Below are 25,261 nucleotides of genomic sequence, written 5' to 3' on the forward strand. Positions count from 1 at the left end.
GAATCTGAAGATATTCTTTACGGTTAAGGATTTTCCGGGGCCATCCCGCATGCGCCTGTTTGTTTGCGCCGGACCGGAACCCTATTTTCCTGCGGAACTTCCCCATCATCCTAAAAAAACCAAAAAAACATGTGCGGCCGATACGTGCGCTTTTCAACCAAAACCGAGCTTGAACATCATTTTGAAACCATCTTCCGGATTGAGGAAGAGCCCGGTCCGAGCTACAATACCGCGCCGGGCACGCTCAATCCCGTAGTGCTCACCGGAAGGGCGCAAACGCGTGGGATTACCCTGATGAAGTGGGGCCTGATTCCGCCCTTCGCGGATTCGCCGAACATCGGCTACAAGATGATGAATGCGCGCTCCGAAACCCTGCATGAGAAACCCAGTTTTCGTCCCGCTTTTGAGCGGAAACGCTGCCTTGTGCCGGCCAACGGATTTTATGAATGGCAGCAAAGCGGCTCCGCCAAAGTGCCGCACTTCATCAGCCTGAAAGAGGAACCGCTGTTTGCTTTTGCCGGCCTTTTTGAGCGCTGGCTGAGTCCGGAGAACGCGTCCGTTTTCACCTATACCATTATCACGACGCAGGCCAATCCGCTGATTGCCCCGCTGCATGAGCGCATGCCGGTCATTCTGCGGCCCGAACAGTACGACACCTGGCTCGACCAGACACAGCGCAATCTTGGGGCGCTTCAGGAAATGCTGCAGCCGTATCCGGCGGAGGCCATGCAGTTTTGGGAAGTGCCTGAAGATGTAAACAAAGCAAGCGTGAACCATCCCGACCTGATGAAGCCGGGCAGCGGAAGCCTGCAGGCGCCTACTCTTTTTTAGTTTCGGTGAAGGAGACTTCATTTTCGGTCGGCTCCTTCCCGATCTGCGCTTCCATTTCTTTGCGCAGCTTCTGAATGGTGAGTCCGCTGGTAAGCGAACCGTTTTTGGAAACAGAAATGCGCCCGGTTTCTTCCGAGACAATCACCACGAAAACATTGTTGGTTTCGCTGATCCCTACGGCTGCCCGGTGACGTGTTCCAAACACGGAGCTGATGTTAGGATTCTGGCTGATGGGCAGGTAGCAGCTTGCCGCCACAATGCGGTCGTCGCGGATTACAAGCGCGCCGTCGTGCAGCGGGGTATCTTTTTGAAAGATGGTTTCGATGAGCTGCGACGACACAACGGCGTCAATCCGGTGCCCGGCGTCTACGAGATCCTGAAGGGCGGAGGCCCGCGCAAAAACAATCAGGGCGCCGGTTTTGACGCGGCTCATGCTCTTGACCGCTGAAATAACTTCTTCGATCACCTGATTGGACTCGTTGGTTTTAAAGAAGCGGTCGAAGCTCGTATTATGCCCGATACGGTAGAGCAGCTTCCGGATTTCAGGCTGAAAGAGGATAACGAGCGCGAGAATCCCGACGTCGGTGATTCGCAGCAGGATGAAATTAATCGTTGTGAGGCCGAGTACGCTCACAATGGCATTCACCGAGAAAATGATGATGAGCCCGAAGAAAACAGAAATGGCAAAGGTCCCCCGGATGAGGGTGTACAAATAATAGAGCGCACCTGCAATCAGCAGGGTCTCAATCAGCTCTTTAAGGCCAAAATCAAGAAATCCAAAAAAGGTCAAGCAGGCTCCGTACTGTAGGGACCGGGGGAAACGTCGCGAATTGCTGTAAATATACGAATTGAATCGGAGGCTTCCTGCACATCATGCACCCGAATTATGCCGGCCCCTGCCATGAGCGCGTGATAGTGCAGCGCGAGGGTTCCGGCAAGGCGACCGTCAACGGGGCGGGCGTCGAGGAGGTGACCGATGAGGGATTTTCGGGAGGCGCCCATGAGCAAAGGGTACGGCAGGCGGGTGAGTTCGGGCAGCCCTGCAAACAGGGCGAGGTTGTGCTCCGTCGTTTTGCCGAATCCTATGCCGGGATCGGTGATGATGTACTTCACCCCGGCCTGCGCGGCAAAGGCGGCCTGCGTTTCGAGGAACTGCCGGACTTCCGCGACCACATCTTCGTACTGCGGGTTTTGCTGCATGGTTTTGGGGACACCCTGCGCGTGCATAATTACGAGGGCGGCACCGTATTCGGCGGCGAGACGGGCTTTTTCGGGATCGCGCTGCAGGCCGCTGACGTCGTTCACGATGTGCGCACCGGCGTCGAGGGCCGCTTTTGCGACGTCCGCTTTCATGGTATCGGCGGAGAAGAGTAAATCCGGGAAGGCTTTCACGGCTTCATCAAAAACCGGCTGCACCCGGCGGATTTCTTCGGCAGCGGGCACGGGCTCACTTCCCGGCCGGGTGGATTCCCCGCCAATATCGATGATGGCGGCACCCTGCGCGGCCATCTCTTCAATGCGGCGGAGGGCACGGCTGCGGGTATCGAAACGGCCGCCATCCGAAAAGGAGTCGGGCGTTAGGTTGAGCACCCCCATCACGAGGGGACGGCGCTGAAGCTGCAGTTTGGTTAGGCGGTCTGTCATCGGTTGGGCTGTATGGTGTGCAGGTGAGCGTGAGGGTTTGTTTGGGATGAAGGCTTTGGATACGCCCGGGAGCCCAAAAAGCAAGGGGTTCAAATTATGATTTGGGAGCGCTGAGCTGCCACGAAAGACCGTGATGTTCACGGGATTTCCCCCTAAAAAAAACAACGCAGGGCTAAGCCGGTGGCAGGCGTCAGGCCGGGGAAGCTGGTTTTGCACAATAAAAAAGCCGCTAAACGGGCGCTCAGCGGCTTTTATAAAAAGACAGGGGTGCTGTGATTACCAGTCCTGAACAATGTCATCAACTGTTTTCTCTTTGTCAGCCCACTCGTCGGCTTCGGGCATAGGATCTACCGTTTCGTTGATCACGCGGTCGTCCCACTTTTCGGTGAGTTTTTCATTCCACTCGATGTAGTGTTCCCACTTTTCGGGCACTTCATCATCCGGGAAAATAGCTTCAACGGGACACTCTGAAACGCAGGCGTCGCAGTCTATGCAGTCGTCAGGGCTGATAACCAGGAAGTTGGGACCTTCACGGAAAGCGTCAACCGGGCAAACAGAGGCACAGTTGGTGTATTTACAATTGATACAGGGTTCAGTTACTACGTAGGCCATATTTTTTGCTGAGATTTGTTGGGCGTTAAGTCATTCTGATACAATCAAAATTCCCTTCAAAGGTATCGCGAAGTGACCTTAAAACCAATTCAAATAGGAATCCATTCACCCCTAAAACCGGCTGAATTTTAGCGCCTGTTTACAATGGGAAGTAAAACGGAAAGGTCGCCGTCATTTTCTGCGGGCTCAAGGTTGAGGAGGTGCGCCATGAGTTCATAAATGTGGACGACGGAGAACGGCTCGATGACCTTGCCTTCATGGAAGTCGGGGCCCGAGGCCAGGAAGAAGGCGTGCATATCGGGGTAGGCGTTGTCGAAGCCGTGCGTACCGGCGAGAATGCCGCGGCGCTCAAAGAAGGAGCGGCTTGTGATAGTCCAGCCGAGGTCGGCTACGGCAACCACATCGGGCACGCGGTGATGGCCGCCAAAACGCCAGCGCTCTGGAAGGTCTTCCCGCATGAAGACGCGAAAGTTGTCTTCGGCGGCTTTCAGCTGATTGTACACCAGCTCTGTGTTGCCTTCGGTGGGCTGCAGCATTACAACCGGGGACCAGTTGATGACGTTGACCGTGTCGAGATCGATGATGTCATCCAGAAAGACAAGCCGGTCTTCGGAGAGGTCGATCATGCCGTGATCGGAGGTAATGAGGATGTTCACCTGATCTTCGAGTCCAATGCCGCGAATGCCGTTCATGATGGTGTTCAGGATACCATCCACGTAGGTCAGCGCTTCCATGGTTTCTTCATGGTAGGGACCGTGGGAGTGCCCGCGGCTGTCCACGCGGCTAAAGTAGAGGGTGATGAAGTCGGGGCGGGTTTCGTCTTCGAGCGCAAGCCAGGTCAGTACGGAATCGGCGCGCATTTCGTAGGTCACGGAGTTATCGAACACGGACCAGCGGGTCGGACGAATGCCTTTGATTTCGGCTTCGGAGCCGGGCCAGAACATGGTTGCGGTGCGGGTGTTCTGTTTTTCGGCCGTCACCCATAGCGGCTCCCCGCCGTACCAGCGGCCATCGCCTACGGCAGAGCGGTCGCTGAGCCGGAAGAAGCGTCCGATTTCTTCATCGAACATGGTGTTTGAAATTACGCCGGTGTTTTCGGTGTAGAGACCGGTTACCAGTGAATAGTGGTTCGGGAAGGTGGAGGTGGGAAAAACGGGAATCATGGATTCCGCAAGTACGCCCTTAGTAATGAGGCTGTCGAGGGTGGGCGTGTGGGTACGCTCCAGGTAGGAGGGTTTGAGGCCGTCGATGGAAACCAATAAGAGGGTATTCGGCTCGGTTTCTTTTTCATTGCAGCCCGTCAGGACCCATGTCAGCATAAGGGCGCTGAGTAACAGTAGTTTACGCTTCATTTTTCAGGAAATGTGGTGCTTGTTTTAATATGCTTTAATTTAGCTGTTTGTTCTTTGAGAGTTTTTCGCTTTCACGTTTTTTTAAGCCGGCTTGCAAGGGTTTATAGATTCAAGCTGCCGCGACGCCTGAAAACAGAAAAGGCCGCCCCGGAAGGCAGCCTTTTCTTGGTCAGTTTTGCATGTGGCTCAAAAGCCGGCCTGTGTTAGTTGAACAGGTAGCGTACACCAACCTGCGCACTCCAGGTGCTGGCAATGCTGATGTTATCGCGGAAGCTTTCGCGAAGGTTTTCGTTCGCGATGTTGAACTGTGCGTTACCATTGGCATCAGCACCGGTAAATACCATCGGATTTCTTTCAACCGGCACACGGGCTACGCCCCAGGTGTTGTTGAGGAGGTTACCCACGTTGAGTACGTCGAAGGTAAGCTGCAGGCGGTGGCTCTGGAAACGTACATCCTGAGAGACGCGCACATCGAAGCGGTGCAGCCAGGGCAGTTTGGCGCCGTTGCGCTCGGTTACGCTGCCGCGGTTGCTGCTCAGGTAGTCATCCTGCTCGATAAATGCGTCGAGAATTTCCCACTGCTGAGCGGCAGTGAGCTGTACGTTGCCATCGCCATCAACCAGATCAACCAGCTGTGACTCTTCGAAGTTGCGGGGCACGTACATAAGGCGTATACCGGAACCGTCGCCGAAGCTGCCGGCGTAGGTATAGCTGTAACGACCCTGATCGCCACCCACATAAATAAGGGAGATGTTGGTCGGGAATTGCGCGGTGAACATGTTCGTGCTGTAAGTTGCCTGCGCCACAATGCGGTTTGGCGTATCGAAACGGGAGTAGCCGATCTCGGGATCGTTACGATTGTCGAATACGACATCCGGCCAGAGGGACTGTGCCTGCGAACCGCCAATCAGACCGTAGTCGCGGGCACGGCTCCAGGTATAGTTGAAGCTGGTAAACAGGCCGATATCCCAGGTTTTTTCGAGGCCGAGATTTACAGAGGTGTAGTTCCCTTTGTTGATGTTGGTGAGGTAGTACACTTCACGCAGATCTGAACCTGTTGCGCCCGGAAGCTGCTGTGTGTAAGTGTTGTAGGCATTGCCTGCAACATTTACCGATTCGCCGGTAGGCTGATTTGCGAGGTTGACGGCCAGCGGGCTGTTGTAGTCCTGAGAGTAGATAAACTCGAAGGTACCTACCATATCGAAAGGCAGGCGCTGATCAACGGCGATGTTGGTACGCCATACCTGTGGCAGACGGAAGTCATCAGCGGTGAGGTTAATCTGACTTGGGATTTCCGCGTCGAGGGTAGCGGGATCAGGACGGTAGACATTCGGATCGGCCTGGAAACCCTGCCACTCAGGGGCGTTTCCGGTGCCCCAGTCGTCAGCAAAGTAGCCGCGCTGTCCGCGGGTTACGCCGTTAGCATTGAGCTGATTGGAAATCCACACAAAAGGCAGACGACCGGAAAACAGGCCTGTTCCCCCGCGCACCTGTGTGCTTCTGTCGCCAAATACATCATAGTTGAAGCCGAGACGCGGTGACCACAGTGGATTAACACCGGGGAAAGCACTCACATCAGGCTCAATATTGGCACCACCGCGCGGGTTGGGGATAGAGAGGTTGAGTGCTTCAACCGCTTCGTTACGCGGGGCGTCGATGGGGTAAAACGGCAGGTCAACACGAAGACCGGCTGTCACTTTCAGATTTTGATTTACCTGAAACTCATTTTGCAGATAAAGTCCGACCTGCGCAAAAGAGACTTCATCGAGCGGCAACACGGTTGGGTTATCTACATCAAATGTGTAGCCGATGGCGAAGTGTGAGGGGCGAACGCTTGTGTCACCTTCAATCACAGAGCGGACAAAGTCGTCGTAGGTTGCGTAGCGGTACCATGAGTTCCAGACCGGGTTAAAGGCATTCGCGAAGGTCATGTATTCGAAGGAAGCACCGGCTGTGATGGTGTTGCGGCCCGTGAAATACGTCAGCGTATTTTCAATGTTGAAGGTGTCGTTTTCGAGGAGGTTCCCGACCGTGAACAGCTCGTTACCGAGTGCCATGTAATACACGTTCGGATTACCGCCTTCGGGTTCAAAGATTTCAATCATCGGAAACACATCGCCGCCGGGTACGCTGCGCTGCTGCGGCGTGCTCCAGGTGTTGCCGACGCGGAAGCTGTTGGCCAGGTTGTTACCAAATGAGGAGTTCAGCTCAGCAACAATGGAGGTCACGGTAGCGTCGGTTGAGTAGTGCGTATTCCGGAAAGTGAGAGCTTCGGGACCAAAACGGTTGGTGTTTCTGAAGCGCTCAGAGCCGGGGAACCCGCGGATACTGTTCCCGTTCACGAAGTTATCAACAAAGGAATCGAACAGGTTGAACCGCACCATCGCACGGTGCTGCTGATTGATGTTGAAATCGAGGCGGGCATTGATACGGAGGGCTTCGTTGGCGAAGGCAATGTCTTCAAAACGGCCGGGATCGAATCCGTAGATGTCGCGAATGCTGTCGCGTACAAACTGCGCCTGCTCGACGGGCACGCGGGTAATCTGTGCTCCGTCGGGTGTCTGACCCGGACGCAGGGCAAGGCGGTTGTCGCCGGGATTATCGGCTTCTTCCAGCTCGGCGTTGAAGAAGAAAAACAAGCGGTCCTGAATAATCGGGCCACCGACAGAAGCACCGATGGTGCGGGTGAAGGTATCTTCTACATTGATTTCATTATCACCGATTTGGGTACCCAGGAAGTCCTGATTGCGGTAGAAGACGTAGCCTGTGCCGCGGAACTGATTGGTACCGCTTCGGGTGATGGCGTTTACGTTAGCACCGGTAAAGCCGCCCTGACGCACGTCATAGGGCGCGAGGTTAATCTGTACTTCTTCGATTACATCAAGGCTGATGGGGTTACCGGCTGCAAACTGCGCGTTGCCCAGACCGAAGTTATTGTTGTACACATTACCATCAATGGTGTAGTTGTTGAAGCGGTTATCGCGACCGGCGAAGCTTGTGCCGCTGCTTTGCGGGGTCAGCTTGGTGAGATCGTTAATGCTTCTTGTGATGGTCGGTACGCTCGCAATGCGGTCAGACGTAACGTTGGTTGACGCCCCTGTACGCTCCTGATTAAAGATACGGTCGCCCAAAGCCGTAACAACAAACTCTTCGAGCTCAATATCTTCAGAGCTAAGCTCGGCATTCTGCACATAGGTTTCACCCAGACGCAGGAAAACATCCTCAACAACAAAGGTGCGGAATCCTACAAAAGATATGCGGATGGTGTATGGCCCGCCAACCCTCATATTTGAAATGCGGTAAGAACCATCCATCAAAGTAGTGGTTCCAAAAGTTGTACCCGAGGGTACGTGAACTGCGGTCACGTTTGCACCAGGCAGGGTTTCACCGGTATCATCGGTTACAACACCCGTAAGGGTAGAGGTAGTAACGCCCTGACCTATGGCCAGTGCCGGTATCATCAACAAACAAAAAACAGACAGTATAAATGATTTCATGTTCATTTATTGTGGTGAATAATTAGGGATTGAACTGCGTCAGCAATTTACCACTTATCCACCCACAGTTACTTTATCTGCGTGTTAACTTTTGGTCCGGGAGCCAAAATTTAAAACGGCTACGAATTAGGATTTTGAGAAACGAAGTACATGCTACTCAGGGTTTTTTAACTCCTTAAATTTTGTTCTGACGAACAACATCCCTGTAGAACTGCACCAAAGCTTCCTGAGAAAGGCCGGCATAATGCAGAACAAATATGGCGGCAAAAATGAGCTGAAGGCGTACAAAACCGTTTTCCCGGTACTTTCGGGCTGACGTTGTGAGCTGTCTGGGAATGATCACAAATCGCTTGCGCCTTCGAAGCTGCCTGATGAACACGTTATCTTCCATTACCACCAGGCTTTCGTCAAAGCCACCCTCCACTTCAAAAACGGGCCGCTGCACGAAAAGCCCCTGATCTCCGAATCGAAAAGGCAGCACATCGAAGCGCGTGAACCAGGCGTACAGCCGCATTACAGCAAGCGGCTCATCGAACGCAAGGCGGTAACAGCCGGACTCAGCCCCTTCCTTCACCCGGGCTCTGATGTCATCCAAAAATCCTTCCGGCGGGTATGAATCGGCATGCAGAAAAAACAGGATGGTTCCACGGCTTTTGGATGCACCATAATTCATCTGCGCGGCGCGGCCTTTGCGCGGCGACTGCAATACGCGGGCACCGGCTGCGCGGGCTTCCGCTTCGGTACCGTCGTCGCTTTGCGCGTCTACAACCAGACATTCGGCACGTCCGTCTTGTTCAAGCTGCGGTTTCAGAAAATGAACCAGCCTGCCGATGTGTCCGGCCTCCCGGTACACGGGTATGATGACGCTCACAAAAGCTTTGCTCACTGGCCTGCCTTTTTTTCTGACACTTCACGCAGATCAGAGAGATAGCGCTTCAGGCGCCTGTAATCGGCTTCCGTGTCCAGGTCACTTAACTCAGGAAGTAGGGCATAGCCCATCCGTTTTTGCTGTAAAATCTGCTGTGTTTCCGCAAAAACCCCGCTGTGACTCCACTGTTTCAGACCAAAAATACCAGGCACGTATCCGCGCATGCCAAGCAAGTAATAGCCTCCGTCGGCAGCCGGACCAATCACTACCGGGGCTGCGGTGAGATAGCGAAAGGCTTCCTTTAGCACCTCCGGCGACATCTGCGGGCAGTCGCTGCCAATGATTATCAGCTGCTCGTACCCCAAAGCAAAAACCTCCTGAAAAGCATGGGCCATGCGCTCACCGAGATTTGCCCCCTGCTGCACTTTCACTTTAAATCGGGCAGGAAACAAAAATCCTGTCGGGCCCGCCTCATGCATAAATGCAAAAACGTCCGCGCCGCTACGGCTTGCAGCGTCAATAGTTAGGTGCACGAGCGACTCATAAATACGCAGCGCCTTTTCAGCTCCGGTAGTTTGCGCCAGCCGCGTTTTTACCTTGCCCGCAATCGGACGCTTCAAAAACAAGATGATCGCTTTTTTTTCGGGGGATGTGTTTTCGGGCTGATTCATACCCCTCAGGTCGTAGCACCGCCACAGCTGCTGCCGGCACCGGCAGTACAGCCGAAACAGTGCTGATTGATGACGATCTCACGCTGATTGAGCGTATCTGCGTCAAAATCGCGAATGTGACGGCTTCCCGCCGAAGCTACCGGAATTTCAAGCATTTGGTTGAAGTCACAGTCGTACAAAATGCCGTTCCAGGCCACGGAGATGGTGTTGCGGCACATCACCCCTGCGGCTGCGGCCGGGTTGTAGGCATTCACCAGCTTCTGCATGTATTCATCCAGATTACCGGACATCAGCAAAAACTCGAGATAGCGGCTGATCGGCAAATTGGTGATGGTGAAGAGGTTGTTGAATACAATGCCGTGTTTCCGCTGCAGGTTTGCTTTGAAATCGGCTTCAAGAGACGCCTGATCCGCCGGCAGAAATGCACCTGCAGGGTTATACACGAGGTTCAGCTCGAGTCCGGTGCCCGGCTGTCCGTAGCCAATGCGGTTGAGATCCAGCAAGGCCTCAACAGAACGATCATAGGTACCTTCGCCCCGCTGTTTGTCGGTCGTGAATTTGTTGTAGAACGGCAGCGAACAGGTCACCTGCAGGCCCTGCTTTTTGAAAAACTCCGGAAAAGCACGGTATTTGGGGTTAGTGACCAGAATAGTGAGATTTGAACGCACGATAATAGTACGGCCGGGCTTGCTGATTCGCTCCACAAACCACTGAAAATCCGGGTGCATTTCCGGCGCACCCCCGGTGAGGTCAACGGTATGGGCGTCAATTTCTTCAATGGCACGAATGCAGTGTTCGAGATTCTCCCGCGTCATTAGCTCTTTGCGATCAGGCCCGGCATCCACATGGCAGTGCTTGCAGGTCATGTTGCAGAGATAGCCCAGATTCATCTGGAAAATATCAATGCCGGTTGGTTTGAGCGGGTACAGTCCGCTTTGTCCGAGCATCTGCCCAAACCTCGGCAGTGTAGCCAGCACCGGTGTCTCTTCATTCAGAATGCGCAGCTGTTCCCGCGGATCTTTGAGTGCGTGTCCCCTTGAAGCGAGCGAAGTCACCTTCATCTACATACCCAGTTTTTTGGCTTTGTTCATCATTTGCACGCCGTGAACCAGCGAGGCGCCCCCGCGAATGGCGCAGGCTACGTGCACCGCTTCCATCATTTGGGCTTCGTTGGCGCCCTTTTCGAGCGAGGCTTCCGTGTAGGCGTCAATGCAGTAGGGGCACTGAACTGTGTGGGCTACGGCGAGTGCAATCAGGGCTTTTTCGCGGGCGCTAAGCTCCCCTTCTTCGAATACTGAGCCGTAATAATCAAAAAACTTCTGGGCGAGTTCTGGTTCAAAATCCGCGATATCACCGAATTTCTTGAGGTCTTTGGGGTCGTAATAAGTTTTTTCCATCTCTGAATAGTAAAAGTAAAAGTGAGCAATGCATACAATTGAACTACCGGAATCTCTGGCTGAGAAGGTACCCTTCCATACCATACCGCTTCCATGTATCCGATTTTAAAGCAATACGGGCTGTAATAGTTCGCTGAAGTCGGTATTTTAGCCGCTGCTTCAATTCAAAATAATAACCATTACTCCCCTATTCCATGAAAAAAACTATTCTTCTGTCAGCCTTTTTGTTTTGTCTGATTTCAGCTATGAGTCTCTTCGGACAAACGCAAACGGCAGAGGCACAAGCCACAGACGGGCTTGTTGGTGTTGGCATTATTCTGGGTGAACCCAGCGGACTTGCTGCACACTACTTTTTAACCGAGAACACCGCACTTGCCGCCGGGTTGGCATGGTCTTTTTCGGGCAATAACCGCCTGCACATGCACATTGATTATCAGATCAACAACTTTGAGCTGTTCGATGTGGAGTCCGGAAGGCTCAGCTTTTATTACGGTCTGGGCGGCAGAATGCAAATTCGCGAAGACCGTCACGACAAACTCGGGGTGCGTATCCCGCTCGGACTAAATTACTTCTTTGCGGATATCCCGCTCAGCATATTTATTGAAGCGGTCCCGGTTTTGGATCTGATCCCCGACACTGACTTCAGCGCTAACGGCGGGCTTGGCGTACGCTATCACTTCTAACCCGCATCATTCACCAGGAAATTTTCTTGTGGGTTAAGCAGCTCCTGTAAACATCACGAGTACTGAAAAGCAAAAAGCCTGATTCCATCGCTGAAATCAGGCTTTTTTTAAAGGTATTCTTGCTATTCCGGCAGTTAGTCCTTGTGCTGATACAGGTGCACATCGCGCTGCGGAAACGGAATGCTGAGGCCTTCCTTGTCAAAGGTTTTGTACACTTCTTCATTCATCTTAAAAAATACGCCCCAGAAATCGCCTGAATTCACCCATGCACGCACCACAAAATCGACGGAGCTGTCACCAAGTTCCTTAACAGCAATGAAAGGTGCGGGATCTTTGAGAATCCGCTCATCGGCTGCAATGAGGCGGTTAAGGACTTCATAGGCTTTGTCAACGTCATCGCCGTAAGCAATGCCGAATGTCCAGTCAACCCTGCGGGTTGGCATCATTGAGAAATTGGTGAGTGAGCTTGTTGAAAGACCGCCGTTGGGAATGATGATAACTTTGTTATCCGGCGTGTGCAGCACAGTGTTGATAACCTGAATTTCCTTCACCGTACCCATGTGTCCCTGCGCCTGAATAAAGTGACCTACTCTAAAGGGCTTGAAAAGCAGGATCATAACGCCACCGGCAAAATTCTGTAGGGTACCGGATAGCGCAAGACCAACGGCAAAAAAGGAAGCCGTAATGATGGCAATGAACGAGGTCATTGGTACGCCAAGAATAGAGATGGCAGTTATATAGACCAATACTTTCAGAAGAACATTGGTTACACTACCAATAAATGTCTGCAGGGCTTCATCGGTATCACTCTTTTCCAGAGATTTCTTTACCAGGCGGGTCAGCGCTCCGGTAATCCACAAACCGATAATGAGCACCAGGATCGCACCGACCAGCTTCGGACCAAAAGTAACAACTAAATCGGTGAGCGCTTCGGGGCTTAAATAGCTTTCCATGTAGTATGTATATTAGAATTAGTTTTCCGTCAGGGGCTTTCCCTGATTTGTATTTAAATATGCCTCATAAAATAACACAGATACCTAAGACAGCCAAAATCTGCCAAACGGCACTAATTTTACCACCAAGTGGTTAGGGTTTCGAAACCGTTTATCCCCATTTATTTAGCTCATGAGCATGAAAACTTACTACAACAACACAATAGCCCTCATCACAGGGGCATCTTCCGGTATTGGCCGGGAAATGGCCCTTCAGCTTGCAGCATTGGGAAGCAAGCCCGTTTTGGTTGCCCGCCGCAAAGACCGTCTCGAGCAACTTGCCGACGAGATCAAAACCAAGTTCGGTATTGAATCCCTCATTTTAGCCAGTGATCTCTCCAAGCCTCATGCAGCCGCAGCCCTGTACAGCGCGGTGCAGGAAGCCGGTCTGAAGCCTGACATTCTTATCAACAATGCCGGATTTGGATTTCAGGGCGGATTCCTGAAAGGCGACGCCCGCACCTATCATGAGATGACCATGCTCAATATGACCGCCCTCACTGAACTCACCTATTTCTTTCTGCCGGCTATGGTTGAACAGAAAAAAGGCGGCATATTAAATGTAGCCTCCATGGCCGGTTTCGCGCCCATCCCCTACTTTGCAGTATATGCGGCAACCAAAAGCTATGTAAACAGTTTCGGATGTGCACTTTGGCATGAAATGAAAGATTGCGGCGTACACGTAACTACCCTTTGCCCCGGCCCGGTACAAACAGAGTTTTTTGAAGTTTCCGGGGCTAAACCTCAGGACCTGCCCGTGCGAAACATACAAACCGCACGGGAAGTAAGCGAAACCGGGCTGAAGGCACTTTCCAAAAATGAGATGCTGGTGCCGACTTCAACGACCTTAAAAGTTATGAGCAAAATCAGCGCCCTCGTACCTCTTAAAGCCAATATGAGCACTGCCGCTTCCTTTATGAAAGACACCTAAAACCCGCATAACCGCAGCGTCCAACTTTTATATCATGCCGCTTACCCTGTTTCTTTGGGGGAGCGGCATTTTTTTATATGTAAAATGGACTTAATTTGATAACTTAAAAAACTGTAACGCCTGCACTAACCCGCATTATTCACCAAGAAATTTGCTTGCTGGCAAGGCGAAGATGAAAACTCAGCGGAAGGGTACCTAAGTACCCTGAGTATGAGTTTTCCTCTTCAACGCAGCCAGCGGGGAAATTTCGCAGTCTTTACACCACACTCAAATTTGAGCCACTGGTGTTTTTTTTCTAAGCCAAATTTAAACATACACTTAGCAAACAAATCCTGTTTAATAGTGAATAATGCGGGCTAACGCAATTCAACCTTAGATTCTCACTAACTCATATCAGTAAGCATGCAGACTGACGCGACCAATTCGAATAACGCCCTGTTCGAAAATGATTATTGCCTCGTTTCCGCTGAAGGCAACTTTATCCTCAAAACCAATTCTTTTTTCGAAGCAAGAACGCTTGAAACCGGCATTACAGCTGAAAACGCTGCCGAAAAGGCAGCCCATTACGCTGAAGCCTTTTCCCGTTTTGCGGATGAGTTACGTGAGAAAATAAACGCGCTTCCCGCACTTCTGAGCACTGAAGAAGCTGAGAAAGCCAAAGCAGAGCTCAAAGGTGTTCTTGAAACCGCACAGGCAGCCGGTGATTTTGACGAACTTTTCGCCACCCTATCCACCGCTATCGAAGCAAAGCAGGTCGCGCCCGGTTCAGATGAAGAAAAAGCAGCTGCAGCTGTAACCGAAGCGCCCGAAACAGTGGAAGCAGAAGCAGAAACGCCAGCCGAAGCCGAAGAAGCTGCCGAAGCACAGCCTGAAGCTGAAACGCCATCAGATCAAACTCCCGCTGCCTCAGCAGATAAAAAAACCGAGACCGGGACCGGGACCGAGCCGCAGGCAGAAACCGAATCTGACGCAGATGAATCCGGGGAAGTTACTCCTGAGCAGTATTACAAGAACCTGACGGCCAAGGCCGCGGCGCTTTCCGAAATTAAGAATACCAAGGAAGCCTCCGCACAATATGATAAGCTGAAAGAAGAGTGGTCAGCAGGTCCGGCTTTCGACCACGTTGACTACTACAAGCTCAAGGATAAATTTGAAGCAGTCGAAAAAGAGCTTGAAACCCGCCGCCTTGAGTATCAGAAGCAGCAGCAGCAGAAGCGCGAAAACAACCTGAAGTACCGCGATGAGCTTTTAGACCGGATTCAGAAAATCATCGACAGTAAAAAGTGGAAAGCTTCCGGCGAAGTCAACAGCCTGAAACGTAAGTTCGAGAACGTAAAGCCGCTGCCGCAGGAAGGTACCGACGTACAGGAAGCGCGCATGCAGGAGCTCAGCGATACCTTCGAAGCCCATCGCGTTGAGTACATCGTTGAAATGCGCAAAAAAGAAGAAGAAAACGAGCAGGGTAAGCGACTCATTCTCGACAAGATGAAGCTTCTCATTTCCGGTGCAGCCGAAGGCACGCCCGACTGGGATAAGCTCGATGGCGAAATGAATCAGCTCACCAAAGACTGGCGCAAAATCGGCCGGGTGGCCAAAGAAGTAGAAGATCAGCTGTGGAAAGAATACCATCAGCTGCGCGATCAGCTCATCGAAACCCGCCTCGAACGCGACGCGGCCTACCGCGAACAAACCGAAGCGAATATCCGCAAGCGCGAAGCCCTGATCGAAAAAGCGCAGGCCCTTACAAGTGCTGAAAGCCTTGCCGAAGCCTCCCGTGAAATCAATCAGCTCCACAAAAAATGGAAGCAAATCGGCGCAACACCTCAGAAAAAGCACGACGAGCTCTGGGACGCCTTCAAACAGGCAACCGACGCTTTCAATGCGCACCGTTCTGAAAACAGCGATCAAATTGCCGAAGAAGAGAACAAAAATCTCGAAGCCCGCGAACAGCTCATTAAGCAGATTGAAAAGCTCATTGAAGACGGTGCCTGGAAAGGCAGCACCAAAGCCGCCGAAAAAATCTTTGAGCAGTGGAAAGCCATTGGCCCCGTGCCGCGCCGTAAGTCTAACTCAACCTGGCGCACTTTCCGCAAGCTGATTGATACCTACTACAAAAACCGCCGCGAGCACTTCAAGAGCGTCCGCTCCGATCAGAAAGACAACCTCGCGCAAAAGCAGGAAATCGTAGATAAAATCACAACGCTTGCCGAAGCGGAAGACATCGAAGCCGCTCTCGAAGAAGTAAAACAGCTTCAGGAAGCCTACAAAGAAATCGGCTTTGTCCCCATCAAGCAAAAAGACAAAATCTGGGACGCTTACCGCAAAGCCTGCGATATTTTCTTCAATCAGCTCCGGGAGCGGGGCTCCAAAGGGGCAGCACGCAGCTCCGGTAACACCGGCGGCGGCAGAAGCAGCGCACCCGTTTCAGAGACCCGCAAGATCACCAACGACTTGTTCCGCCTGCGGAAAGAAGCCGAAGAAATCCGCAACCAGATCCTGAATTACGCGGATACAAAAACCTACTTCAAGCCCAACAAAAAAGGTCAGAAGCTGATTGATGAAATTCAAAACAACATCGATCAGGCGCAGCAGAAACTGGATCAGAAAGAAGCACAGATTCTGGAGCTCCAAAACAGACTCAACGACCTTGAGTCGGGCACAGCTGAATAAATCCGGCACTTAACATAAGCTTTCACAAGCCCGGTTTACGCCATGTAAGCCGGGCTTTTTTGTGGCATTCATCCAAAATAATCCGCAACATTACAGCCTGCATGCGTAGGCATTTGCTTCAGAAATGCAACGACCTCTGGAGTAAACGCCATCAAAAGCCGGTCGCCCTGACCGCAACGCAGGGTGCAGGTTTAAGCTTTTATTTTTTTGGGTAAACTCCGTGAACATCAGGGGTTCCGGTGCAGATCGGGATATCCCAATCCTGCGGTTAATCCCTTGCTTTTTTTCAGATTCGGACTAAACTTACGCATGTACCCTGAACCGGGCGCATGCATCTTGCTGTCTCACCCAAAGCTGAAGCAGTAAGCCGATAAAAGCCCGCCCGGACTGTTGCCGGCTTTCTGTATTTTACTTTACCCCAACACTGCGTCAGGGATTCAGGCCTGTCCCAAATAACCGACTGATCCCGATTTCCAAAAATCATCCCGCTTTGCCGCACGCCTCTTACAAATCGGCCCGCATCATCGACCGCCCCGGACTGCAGTTCAGCTACCTCGGCGTAGTGGGCATTGTCGTGTTTCTCCTACTGCGGCACAGCTTCGATTTTTACATGGGCATCAGTGACGCCCAAAACAAGGATCAGGCAACCCAAACCGCACTGCAGACCGCGGCACAACTCGGGCTTCACAGTGATACGCTAAGCACCATCACCCTGCGCTATCACGCATTACCCCTGTACCGGCAGCTGCAGCAGGAGCGCCTCATTTCTGCCTCACCACAGCAGTTCAACCGCTCCGACCTGCCTGTATCCGGCTGGGAAATCACAGCAGGGGAAAACATCCGGGAGCTTCAGCTCCTCACAAATGCCGATATCTTACTGGATCAGCCCGGCGGGTTCCGGGTCCGCCTCACCAACCGCGGTCGCGTCACAGATTTCACAACAGGCCGCCAAAACAAACTGATTCTCCCCGGCATCCCGAATGAGACCCGGCTTGCCGCACTTGCCGATTCCGTCTTCGGCTACACCGTTTCGGGCTACGATTTCCAGGAAGAAACCTTCTCAGCCGACAGGCAGCAGTTTATATTTGAACGCGACGCCCCAGGGTTCGGAAATCCGCAGCACCTTAAATTTGTGATCAGTACGCCCGCAAACGGTGAAGAAAACGCGTTTCAGCTGCACCGCTTTACGGCCGCTTTTTCAGCCGATCCGCCCTCCGAAACACCGTACTGGTCTGCCTTCTGGCAGTCAACCTCCATACTCATCACGCTGGGAGCCTTCACCCTTCTCATTCTGGTAACCTCCATCCGGCAGATCTATCGTGGCCGCATGGAGTGGAAGCGGGCTTTATTCATTTTCGGCGGCGTTTTGCTGGCACAGTACCTGTGGCAGATTCTCTGGCTTGGCGGCACCTATTACGGCATCATCGACGCTTCCATCATCACCATCGATCAGCTCTCCCAACTGATTCTGGCCATCGGTATCGGTCTGTACGCTGCCTTTGCCTACGTGGCCTGGGAGTCGCTGGCACGGGAACTCAAAAGCGGGCAAATTCCCGTAATTGACGCCGTTTGGCGCTTCGATTTCATGAAATATGAAGCCGGAGCCGGCATTCTCACAGGCTATGGTTTCGCGGGCTTCTACTTTGCCATCCTCGCCCTCAGCCTGCACAGTTTCGACCTGATTTTACTCCCGCATCAGAGCTCAGGCGACAGCAGTCAGGAGCTCCTTTCTCTCGCGCCCGGTCTGTCGGTATTCCTGAGAAGCTGGCTGGTTTCTATGATTTTTGTTATCGCGCACGTAGGTTTGATTTACAACATAGTCAGCTTCACAACCCTAAACGACAGCCTGCGGATGGGCATCAGCATGATTGCAGCGGCTGCAGGAATGTTTGTGTTACTTCCGCCCTTCGGTACCGACGGCAGCCCGCTGCAGCTCTTTTTCATTTGTCTCACGCTGAGCGTCCCGCTCGTGCTTTCGTACCGTTTCTTTGGGATTGTTTCGGGCATCATCTCATGGTTCGTGTTTTTTGCAGGCCTGCGCCTGTTCTCCATCAGCGTTTTCGAGCCGCACTTTGCCTCCGCACAAAGCCTCCTCCTGTTAGCGGCACTCATCATACCTTTCTTACTGGGTCTCGTTTCCGTACTTTTCGGGCAGCGCCTTGGCAGCAGCAACTCTTATGTGCCGGCCTATGAAGCATCCCGCAAGCAGCAGCTGCGTACCGAAAAAGAGCTTGCCATTGCCAAGGAAAGTCAGTTTAACCTCCTGCCTGCCAAAGCCCCTGAACTCCCCGGACTGGATGTATATGGGTTTTTCCTGCCCTCTTACGAAGTCGGGGGCGATTTCTACGACTATCAGCTGCTCGATCAGCCCGATAACAAACCGGGCAAACTTGCTGTTGCCATTGTTGATGTTTCCGGGAAAGGTATGCAGGCCGCATTCAACGCTATCTTCACGAGCGGCCTGCTCCTGAGCCGCATATTCACCGACAATCCGGCCGGGGTTCTCACGCAAATCAACCCCACACTCTGCAAAAAAACGGACCCCCAAACCTTTATCACCTGTCAGGTTGGTTATATCGGCCTCACCGACCTGAAGCTGGAAATGGCGAATGCGGGTCATTGTCCGCCCATTCTCAAACGCGACGGAAAGTGCCGTTACCTGCCGCTGCCAAATCCCCGCTTCCCGCTGGGTTTCCTGCCTAAAGTGACCTATCTCAACAGTGAAGTACAGCTTCAGCAGGGCGACCTGCTCATGTTCTATTCCGACGGGCTCCCCGAAGCCCAAAGTCCTGACGGCGACCGCATGAACCCGGAGCGGCTGTTGCATTACGTTGAAGCCCTGCAAACCGAGCCGATGACCTCCGCAGAAATCTGCCGGGAAATCAAGCAGCACTTCCTCACGTTCAGCAACTACGAGCTTGCCGATGATACAACACTGATCTGCATCAAGGTCACCGGTTGAAGTATGTTTATTTTTCACGCAGCTCAATCACCAATCTGTCAATCAAACCCCGCCCTTACCGCACCATGCTGAAATTTTTGGACTGTGCTTTTTTCCGCAGTTGTGCTGCCCTAACGCTGCTGCTTTTTGGGGGAATGATAACTTTCCCCGGCTATACGAAAGCCGCCGACGGGCTGCATGCTGCGTCTTTTAACAGCAATTCTTTTGGGAGTGCGGACGACATCCGGCGGGCAACAGCAACCAGGCTTTTCGAACTTTCGCGCCTTGACGCATTCACCCGTAACAACACGTCCAGCATTCAGGAGATCCTGACCGATCTCATCGCAGATCAGCAGGATGAAACTTTTCGGGACGTCATTTTTGACGCCTTCCGGCAGGAGATTCTCGAAGAAGTGCTGAAACAGAGCCTGACCCGCAGCCTGCGTGAACCCGCAGCAACGGAGACCATCGCGCATTTGCGTGAGCCGGAAATACAGGCCCTCATGCAGCAGCTACACGACAACGACACCGATTTCAGTGATCCGGATACAGCGGAAGCCTTTGAAGCCTACCTGCTTGAAACCGAGCTTCATCCGGAGAAATTTGAAACCCGCATCAGCCTGCTCAGTGAAATCCTGCGCGTATCGCAGACAGCCCGCCTCACCGTGCAGACGCTTGAAGACTTTCTCACCATCATCATTTTTGCACTCAATCAGGCCAACCCGGAAGAGCAGCGGCTGAGTGACCGGGAAGTAAATGAACTCATAGTCTCGCTCCGGTCCAACTTCCGCCAGCTTTTTGACAACGTGCTGCTTTCTGTTGCCCTCTTTGCCACCCGCGACACAGACGAAGAAGTCCTTGGTAGGCACCTCCGTTTCCTCACTTCCGGGAGCGGTTCCTGGTACATCCGAACTTATAACAGCGCGGTGCTCAATGGTTTCGGCGAAATCAGTGAGCAGGTAGCCGCCGGACTCGCAGCATGGGCCATTGAACAGGCGGAAGAACCTGACGCTTTAGAGGATTAATATGTATCTTTAGTAATAGCCCGAACCCATTCTAAACGCGGATACATGTACGCATACCTTTCTCAGACGCTGCTGCTCACCTTTATGATTACCCTCCTCACTGTACCGGTAAACGCGCAGGAAACTCAGCATCCCCGTACCGTTCAGCAGGCCGTCATTACCCTGGCCGAAGAACTGAATGAGGAAACCCGGCAGCAGTACCGGGAAATGGAAGAAGAAGCATTTGTGGGATATGGGATCAGTTTATCTGATCTGGGCAGCACAATCATCAGCCGCTGGGAGCTGGGCGGACATAACACGCTGAGCTCGTTTTTCAACAATCAGGGATTGCATACCCCTACGGAAATGGCCGAAGTCATCCTTACCAGCCTGCATCGCTACCTCAACGGACGCCCCATGCGGCTACATGCTCAGATCCGGGAAATGCGGGCATTTTGGGAGGGGGAAGAGCCCTAAACCGACATAAAGCTGTAATAATGCGCACAAGCCAAACAAGCCAAAACAAAAACGAAGAAAGCAGTCGGGGTACCGGTATTGTGGTCATCTGTGTACTTCTCGTTTCAGTATGGCAGCTCATTCTGCTGATGCTTTTTCAGTTTGATCCGCAGGCTTTTTTACTTTCCGCAGTAACCGGTATGGCCATTGCCACCTCTGCGGGCTTTCTGGCGCTGTATTTCTCTGAGAAGCCACACCGCGTACAAGGCGTCACCATCGTAGTCCTGCTTGCGGGTTATCTTCAGGTCGTCACCCTGCCGCATGATCGTTTTGAGGCTCGTCCGCTCGATGAATTCCGGGCCGCGGCTGGTTTGCTGCTGCAACCCGAGGCCATACAGGCCGATATCCTTTTCCAGCGCCCGCGTGCTCCCTTTGCACTCGCCACCGCTGCCGTACACAAATATCAGGACGACCTTCCGGAGCACTCCTGGTTCGTTCGCTTCCATGATGACGCCGCCGATTCGGGTCACCTGATTAATATTCGCAGCAATATGGCTGCAAGCTCTCATCCCGCATTCCGCAATGCACGCATTATTGAGGACTTTCTGGTGTTTGAGATCGAGCAGTACGGGGAACATGTACTCTACCGTCTGCCGCTATCCGACAGTGCCCTTCCCTTCACCATCTTCGGTACACCTCTGCACGATGAAGGGGGATATGACATTATAGAGGCGCAGGTCTATCCCCACATACTGTCGCCTGCACAGCAATCCCACTTTCACATCTTGTTTTTCAGACTGCTCAACCTTCGCTTCCGATAGTCATTCCTTTTATGTCTGAACCATCTCTTTCTTCCGCTTCATCCGCTGAACATCACATACCCTTGCCGGTAACGCTTATTACCGGATTTTTGGGAGCGGGCAAAACGAGCCTGCTCAACAAGCTGCTCACCCGCAGCGACGCAAGCCGGATCGCGGTCATCCAGAACGAATTCGGTGAAATCAGCATCGATCACGAGCTTGTGCTGCGCGAAGAAGACGGCATATTCGAGATGAAAAACGGCTGCCTGTGCTGCGCCGTACGCGATGATTTAATCCGCGTGCTGGAAACCCTCAAAACAAGACGGCAGGATTTCGACCGCATCATCATCGAGACGACCGGTATGGCCGACCCGGTTCCGGTGGCGCAGACTTTTTTCAGCAGCATCTACATTCAGCGGGATTTCCGCCTCGACGGCATCATCACCGTGACCGACGCCCTGCACCTGCCGCGGCAGCTCGCCGAAACTGCGGAGGCGCGGCAACAGCTGCTCTGCGCCGACCTCATCCTCCTTAACAAAACAGATCTGGCAGGAGATGCGCAGATCAGCGAAAATCTCAGACTGATCCGCGAAATCAACCCCGAAGCGCCGGTTGTGCCATGCACGCAAGGGAATGTTTCTCCGGAACAGCTTTTCAACATCTCGGTTTTTCATCCCGACCGGCTGCACGGTATTGAGGACAGCTTCGACCATCAGCCGCACGCGCACGAAACTTCGGAAGGTCACGAAGCCCATCCAAAAAAACACACGCATACCCACGCGCCTGAGGCGGTTCATAGTGCAGGCGTTTCCTCCTTTAGTCTGTCGCTGCCCGGCGAAATGGATCTGGAACGGCTTGATGCCTGGCTGGGCATGCTCCAAATGCTGCACGGCGGCACGCTCTACCGCATGAAAGGCATCCTCAACCTGCCCGATGAAGACCGCTGTTTTATCTTTCAGGCCGTGTTCAGCGTCATTCAGGGCGACTTCGGACGCCGCTGGAAGCCGGATGAAGCGCGCCTCAACCGCTTTGTGTTCATCGGGCGTAACCTGAACAAGCAACTGCTCGATGAAGGCTTCCGGGCCTGCCTCGTACAGCCGGAGACGGCCGGCTGAGGCCATTCGCCGGCTTGTCCGCTTTTGCAAAGAATCGTATTTTGAGAAGATACTTCCTCCCTGATTCATCCACCCTTTTCAGGCCTTTACCGGTTCATGGTGAAGGCCTTTTTTCGATTATTACTTCTAATCCTTTCGGTCAGCAGACCGACTGTTTTTCTTCGACTTATGTTCCCCGTATTACTGTATTACAACTTCAAGCCCATCGCTGACCCGCAGGCTTTCCTGCAGCGGCAGCGCGATTTCTGCAAAGTTCACGGCCTGCTCGGCCGCATTTATGTTTCCGAGGAGGGCATCAACGGCACGGTCTCAGGTTCGCAGGAAGCTTCCGAAGCCTACAAGCAAATGCTTCGCGCCGAGCCCGGTTTTGCGGATACAGAGTTCAAGGAAGACGAAGCCAACACCGTGCCTTTTGCACGCCTAAGCGTGAAACTGCGTCCCGAAATCGTGACCATCAAGAGTCCGATTCCGCTTGATCCGACAACGGAAGGCGGGCGGCATCTTAGCCCGCAGGAGTGGAAAGCCATTATGGAATCCGGCGATGATTACGTGATTATCGACGCCCGCAACAACTACGAGAGCAAGGTCGGGCACTTCGAAGGCGCCATACTGCCGGACCTCAAAAACTTCTATGATTTCCCGCAGTGGGTGGACGAAACGGCTGAGCAGGAAATCCCAAAAGACAAAAAAGTGCTGATGTACTGCACCGGCGGCATCCGCTGCGAGAAGTTTTCGGTGCTGATGAAAAAGAAGGGCTGGCTGGATGTAAATCAACTGCACGGCGGCATCCTCAACTATGCCAAAGAAACCGGCGGCGTGCATTTTCGGGGGAAGTGCTTCGTGTTCGATGACCGGCTCGTGGTGCCCGTAAATCCGGAAGATGAAGAGCCCATCGCGCACTGCGAAATCACCGGCGTACCGGCTGATACCTACCTCAACTGTGCCAATATGGAGTGCAACCGCCTGTTTGTGTGCAGCGAAGAAGGCGCGCGGCTGATGGAAGGCGCCTGCTGCGAAACCTGCAAAAATCAGCCGTACAAGCGCCCTTTCAGCCCCGAAAACGCCTTTGCGCCCTTCCGGAAATGGTACAAATATTTCGGTGAAGACTTCAAAGTCCGCGAAACCGGCGGGTGCAGTTAGGGTGATGCGCGAAGCGCTGCCGGTACCTGCCGGAGCCAGCTGTCCTGTCCGGATTCAGCAGCCCTACGCGCACACCTACGCGTTTCGCGTGAAGCCTGCCGATGCCGGGAAAAATCTCCTCAGCTTTTTATGTGAGCGCTTCCCTTTTCGGGACGAAACCGGCTGGCGGCTGCGCATCGCCGACGGTCGCGTGCAGCTGAACCAATTTCCCGCCGACCCGATTCAGCTGCTCTGCACCGGTGATATCATTCAGCACACCAACCTGCACGTCACGGAACCTTCCGTACCCGATTCGGTACGCATTGTCGCAGAATCCCCGGACTTCCTCCTCGTCGAAAAGCCCGCCCCCATGCCCGTTCACCCCGGCGGACGCTACAACCGGAACTGCCTCACCGAAATCCTCAAAGAAAACGGCTACGCGGAGCTGCACCTCATTCACCGGCTTGACGCAGTCACCTCCGGCCTGATGCTGCTTGGGAAAAACCCCGATTTCAGCCGCGAAGCCTCAGCGCTGTTCCGCTCCGGCGGTGTGGAAAAAATGTACTATGCGCGGGTTCAGGGTCTGCCGGACTGGGAGGAAACAAGCTGTGATCAGCCGATTGGCCGGGCGAAGGGGTTCCGCTTTGCGTGTCTGCCGGAGGGTAAACCGGCACGATCCGTTTTTCGGGTGATGACGCGGGGCTCGGCCAACAGCATTGTGGCCTGCGAGCCGGTTACGGGACGTACGCATCAGCTGCGGCTGCACCTTGCCTGGCTGGGACATCCGGTTTCCGACGACCTCGTCTATCAGCCCGGCAACGCGCACCGGCTGCAAAACCGGGCCATTTGCCTGCACAGCGCGCACCTCCGCATTCCTGCGCTTGCTGTTGATGGCAGTCTGCCCGTACCTTCAGACTGGTATGAAAATCTCTGATCACTTTCTGATACACCGCCTGACGCTTCTCACACTTCTGCTGAGCCTGAGCGCCTGCGGCATCTTTGAAACCCGCACCCCGGAAGAACCCGGCAGCGGTGCAGGAAGCGGCTTTCAGCAGCCGGACCGAGCCGAAGTGGTGATCCGCAACCTGCAGTCGGCCATTGCGGGCCTGAACACGCTCAACTACATGCGCAGCCTGAATGAAGAAAATTTCAGCTTCAGTCCCTCCGCCTCCGCTTTTGACAACGACCCGCTGATCTGGCAAAACTGGAGCCGCCAAAGCGAAGAAAACTACTTCAACAATATGCGCGCTTCATCGCAAAACCAAACCGGGCATGCGCTTGTACTGTCCGATGAAGAACGCACACCGCTACCCGGCGGAGGCGAGCGCTATACCGCGAGCTACTCTCTAACCATTTTTCACAACCGCACGGGTCAGGGCATCCCGACGGTAGCAAGCGGCACTTTGATCATGGACCTTGTACAGGGAGAAGACGGCTTGTGGTCTGTTGAAAGCTGGGCAGATAATGCCGGCGGCTCACCGTTTACCTGGAGCGACTTTAAGGTTACGTTTTCCCGTGACTAAGCTGCATCAGGCTCCCGGAATGTTTCATGGCGCTTAGGCCGGGATATCAGGGATAAGTTTACCTCCACACAATTTTGCCCTTACTCAGGCTGCCATGAACACCACTTAGCACGCTGATATTCATTGGGTTACATCAAATAAAAGATCTTACCGTC

22 protein-coding genes are annotated in these 25,261 nt (G+C 53.2%); 12 read left to right on the top strand and 10 right to left on the bottom strand.

The window, feature by feature from the left end:
• The first annotated feature begins 129 nt into the window (after positions 1-129).
• Entirely contained in the window at positions 130-831 is a 702-nt protein-coding gene (locus tag CYPRO_RS15470; RefSeq protein ID WP_114985474.1) for an SOS response-associated peptidase, read from the top strand.
• Here CYPRO_RS15470 and cdaA read toward each other — a convergent pair.
• From cdaA to CYPRO_RS15515, 9 genes are all read right to left on the bottom strand, one after another.
• On the bottom strand, positions 818-1,621 hold the full coding sequence (cdaA, locus tag CYPRO_RS15475; RefSeq protein ID WP_114985475.1) for a diadenylate cyclase CdaA: 804 nt from the start codon (positions 1,619-1,621) through the stop codon (positions 818-820). The two genes, CYPRO_RS15470 and cdaA, sit on opposite strands and share 14 nt — an antisense overlap.
• Entirely contained in the window at positions 1,618-2,475 is an 858-nt protein-coding gene (gene folP, locus CYPRO_RS15480) for a dihydropteroate synthase (RefSeq protein ID WP_240644782.1), read from the bottom strand. Before folP ends, cdaA begins: the two co-directional genes overlap by 4 nt.
• 276 nt (positions 2,476-2,751) lie before the next feature.
• Complete coding sequence (locus CYPRO_RS15485) at positions 2,752-3,087, bottom strand: ferredoxin family protein (protein ID WP_114985476.1); 336 nt, start codon at positions 3,085-3,087, stop codon at positions 2,752-2,754.
• A gap of 128 nt (positions 3,088-3,215) precedes the next feature.
• Positions 3,216-4,439 carry an alkaline phosphatase family protein gene (locus CYPRO_RS15490; protein ID WP_114985477.1) on the bottom strand — a complete coding sequence of 408 codons (1,224 nt, stop codon included), beginning with the start codon at positions 4,437-4,439 and terminating at the stop codon, positions 3,216-3,218.
• A gap of 203 nt (positions 4,440-4,642) precedes the next feature.
• The gene (locus CYPRO_RS15495; protein ID WP_240644783.1) at positions 4,643-7,936 is read right to left on the bottom strand and encodes a TonB-dependent receptor; all 3,294 of its coding nucleotides are present in this window, start codon (positions 7,934-7,936) and stop codon (positions 4,643-4,645) included.
• Between the two features lie 175 nt (positions 7,937-8,111).
• Positions 8,112-8,822, bottom strand: a complete 711-nt coding sequence (locus CYPRO_RS15500; RefSeq protein WP_114985479.1) for a TIGR04283 family arsenosugar biosynthesis glycosyltransferase — start codon at positions 8,820-8,822, stop codon at positions 8,112-8,114.
• Positions 8,819-9,475 carry a TIGR04282 family arsenosugar biosynthesis glycosyltransferase gene (locus CYPRO_RS15505; protein ID WP_114985480.1) on the bottom strand — a complete coding sequence of 219 codons (657 nt, stop codon included), beginning with the start codon at positions 9,473-9,475 and terminating at the stop codon, positions 8,819-8,821. The genes CYPRO_RS15500 and CYPRO_RS15505 overlap by 4 nt, the downstream gene beginning before the upstream one ends.
• 5 nt (positions 9,476-9,480) lie before the next feature.
• Positions 9,481-10,536 carry an arsenosugar biosynthesis radical SAM (seleno)protein ArsS gene (gene arsS / locus CYPRO_RS15510; RefSeq protein ID WP_114985481.1) on the bottom strand — a complete coding sequence of 352 codons (1,056 nt, stop codon included), beginning with the start codon at positions 10,534-10,536 and terminating at the stop codon, positions 9,481-9,483.
• Entirely contained in the window at positions 10,537-10,872 is a 336-nt protein-coding gene (locus CYPRO_RS15515) for an arsenosugar biosynthesis-associated peroxidase-like protein (RefSeq protein ID WP_114985836.1), read from the bottom strand.
• 194 nt (positions 10,873-11,066) lie between these two features.
• Between CYPRO_RS15515 and CYPRO_RS15520 the strand changes: the two genes are divergently transcribed.
• Positions 11,067-11,555 carry a hypothetical protein gene (locus tag CYPRO_RS15520; RefSeq protein WP_114985482.1) on the top strand — a complete coding sequence of 163 codons (489 nt, stop codon included), beginning with the start codon at positions 11,067-11,069 and terminating at the stop codon, positions 11,553-11,555.
• A gap of 134 nt (positions 11,556-11,689) precedes the next feature.
• Here CYPRO_RS15520 and CYPRO_RS15525 read toward each other — a convergent pair whose 3' ends face one another.
• Positions 11,690-12,508: a mechanosensitive ion channel family protein gene (locus CYPRO_RS15525; protein WP_114985483.1), complete on the bottom strand. Its 819-nt coding sequence runs from the start codon at positions 12,506-12,508 to the stop codon at positions 11,690-11,692.
• 172 nt (positions 12,509-12,680) lie between these two features.
• Between CYPRO_RS15525 and CYPRO_RS15530 the strand changes: the two genes are divergently transcribed.
• The 10 genes from CYPRO_RS15530 (at position 12,681) to CYPRO_RS15575 (ending at position 25,106) form a co-directional block, all read left to right on the top strand.
• On the top strand, positions 12,681-13,478 hold the full coding sequence (locus CYPRO_RS15530; RefSeq protein WP_114985484.1) for an SDR family NAD(P)-dependent oxidoreductase: 798 nt from the start codon (positions 12,681-12,683) through the stop codon (positions 13,476-13,478).
• A 402-nt stretch (positions 13,479-13,880) separates the two neighbouring features.
• Entirely contained in the window at positions 13,881-16,148 is a 2,268-nt protein-coding gene (locus tag CYPRO_RS15535; protein ID WP_114985485.1) for a DUF349 domain-containing protein, read from the top strand.
• A gap of 490 nt (positions 16,149-16,638) precedes the next feature.
• Positions 16,639-19,110, top strand: a complete 2,472-nt coding sequence (locus tag CYPRO_RS15540; protein WP_114985486.1) for a PP2C family protein-serine/threonine phosphatase — start codon at positions 16,639-16,641, stop codon at positions 19,108-19,110.
• 65 nt (positions 19,111-19,175) lie between these two features.
• Positions 19,176-20,114: a hypothetical protein gene (locus tag CYPRO_RS15545; RefSeq protein WP_124245643.1), complete on the top strand. Its 939-nt coding sequence runs from the start codon at positions 19,176-19,178 to the stop codon at positions 20,112-20,114.
• Between the two features lie 45 nt (positions 20,115-20,159).
• Positions 20,160-20,570, top strand: a complete 411-nt coding sequence (locus tag CYPRO_RS15550) for a DUF6794 domain-containing protein (RefSeq protein ID WP_114985488.1) — start codon at positions 20,160-20,162, stop codon at positions 20,568-20,570.
• Positions 20,571-20,590: 20 nt separating this feature from the next.
• Positions 20,591-21,370 carry a hypothetical protein gene (locus CYPRO_RS15555; protein WP_114985489.1) on the top strand — a complete coding sequence of 260 codons (780 nt, stop codon included), beginning with the start codon at positions 20,591-20,593 and terminating at the stop codon, positions 21,368-21,370.
• An 11-nt stretch (positions 21,371-21,381) separates the two neighbouring features.
• Complete coding sequence (locus tag CYPRO_RS15560) at positions 21,382-22,464, top strand: CobW family GTP-binding protein (RefSeq protein ID WP_114985490.1); 1,083 nt, start codon at positions 21,382-21,384, stop codon at positions 22,462-22,464.
• Positions 22,465-22,632: 168 nt separating this feature from the next.
• Positions 22,633-23,604 carry an oxygen-dependent tRNA uridine(34) hydroxylase TrhO gene (gene trhO / locus CYPRO_RS15565; RefSeq protein WP_114985491.1) on the top strand — a complete coding sequence of 324 codons (972 nt, stop codon included), beginning with the start codon at positions 22,633-22,635 and terminating at the stop codon, positions 23,602-23,604.
• Entirely contained in the window at positions 23,531-24,517 is a 987-nt protein-coding gene (locus CYPRO_RS15570; RefSeq protein WP_124245644.1) for a pseudouridine synthase, read from the top strand. The genes trhO and CYPRO_RS15570 overlap by 74 nt, the downstream gene beginning before the upstream one ends.
• A complete protein-coding gene (locus CYPRO_RS15575) occupies positions 24,504-25,106 on the top strand; it encodes a hypothetical protein (RefSeq protein WP_114985493.1) in 603 nt (200 codons plus the stop codon). Before CYPRO_RS15570 ends, CYPRO_RS15575 begins: the two co-directional genes overlap by 14 nt.
• Positions 25,107-25,261: the final 155 nt, after the last annotated feature.

This window comes from Cyclonatronum proteinivorum, assembly GCF_003353065.1.
GTDB classification, from domain to species: Bacteria; Bacteroidota; Rhodothermia; order Balneolales; family Cyclonatronaceae; genus Cyclonatronum; species Cyclonatronum proteinivorum.

What these genes read in the sequence shown, in the direction of transcription:
- CYPRO_RS15470 (WP_114985474.1), top strand. Translation starts at nt 130, where the DNA reads ATGTGCGGCCGATACGTGCGCTTTTCAACCAAAACCGAGCTTGAACAT.
- folP (WP_240644782.1), bottom strand. Translation starts at nt 2,475, where the DNA reads ATGACAGACCGCCTAACCAAACTGCAGCTTCAGCGCCGTCCCCTCGTG.
- CYPRO_RS15485 (WP_114985476.1), bottom strand. Translation starts at nt 3,087, where the DNA reads ATGGCCTACGTAGTAACTGAACCCTGTATCAATTGTAAATACACCAAC.
- CYPRO_RS15490 (WP_114985477.1), bottom strand. Translation starts at nt 4,439, where the DNA reads ATGAAGCGTAAACTACTGTTACTCAGCGCCCTTATGCTGACATGGGTC.
- CYPRO_RS15495 (WP_240644783.1), bottom strand. Translation starts at nt 7,936, where the DNA reads ATGAAATCATTTATACTGTCTGTTTTTTGTTTGTTGATGATACCGGCA.
- CYPRO_RS15505 (WP_114985480.1), bottom strand. Translation starts at nt 9,475, where the DNA reads ATGAATCAGCCCGAAAACACATCCCCCGAAAAAAAAGCGATCATCTTG.
- arsS (WP_114985481.1), bottom strand. Translation starts at nt 10,536, where the DNA reads ATGAAGGTGACTTCGCTCGCTTCAAGGGGACACGCACTCAAAGATCCG.
- CYPRO_RS15515 (WP_114985836.1), bottom strand. Translation starts at nt 10,872, where the DNA reads ATGGAAAAAACTTATTACGACCCCAAAGACCTCAAGAAATTCGGTGAT.
- CYPRO_RS15520 (WP_114985482.1), top strand. Translation starts at nt 11,067, where the DNA reads ATGAAAAAAACTATTCTTCTGTCAGCCTTTTTGTTTTGTCTGATTTCA.
- CYPRO_RS15525 (WP_114985483.1), bottom strand. Translation starts at nt 12,508, where the DNA reads ATGGAAAGCTATTTAAGCCCCGAAGCGCTCACCGATTTAGTTGTTACT.
- CYPRO_RS15530 (WP_114985484.1), top strand. Translation starts at nt 12,681, where the DNA reads ATGAGCATGAAAACTTACTACAACAACACAATAGCCCTCATCACAGGG.
- CYPRO_RS15535 (WP_114985485.1), top strand. Translation starts at nt 13,881, where the DNA reads ATGCAGACTGACGCGACCAATTCGAATAACGCCCTGTTCGAAAATGAT.
- CYPRO_RS15545 (WP_124245643.1), top strand. Translation starts at nt 19,176, where the DNA reads ATGCTGAAATTTTTGGACTGTGCTTTTTTCCGCAGTTGTGCTGCCCTA.
- CYPRO_RS15550 (WP_114985488.1), top strand. Translation starts at nt 20,160, where the DNA reads ATGTACGCATACCTTTCTCAGACGCTGCTGCTCACCTTTATGATTACC.
- CYPRO_RS15555 (WP_114985489.1), top strand. Translation starts at nt 20,591, where the DNA reads ATGCGCACAAGCCAAACAAGCCAAAACAAAAACGAAGAAAGCAGTCGG.
- CYPRO_RS15560 (WP_114985490.1), top strand. Translation starts at nt 21,382, where the DNA reads ATGTCTGAACCATCTCTTTCTTCCGCTTCATCCGCTGAACATCACATA.
- trhO (WP_114985491.1), top strand. Translation starts at nt 22,633, where the DNA reads ATGTTCCCCGTATTACTGTATTACAACTTCAAGCCCATCGCTGACCCG.
- CYPRO_RS15575 (WP_114985493.1), top strand. Translation starts at nt 24,504, where the DNA reads ATGAAAATCTCTGATCACTTTCTGATACACCGCCTGACGCTTCTCACA.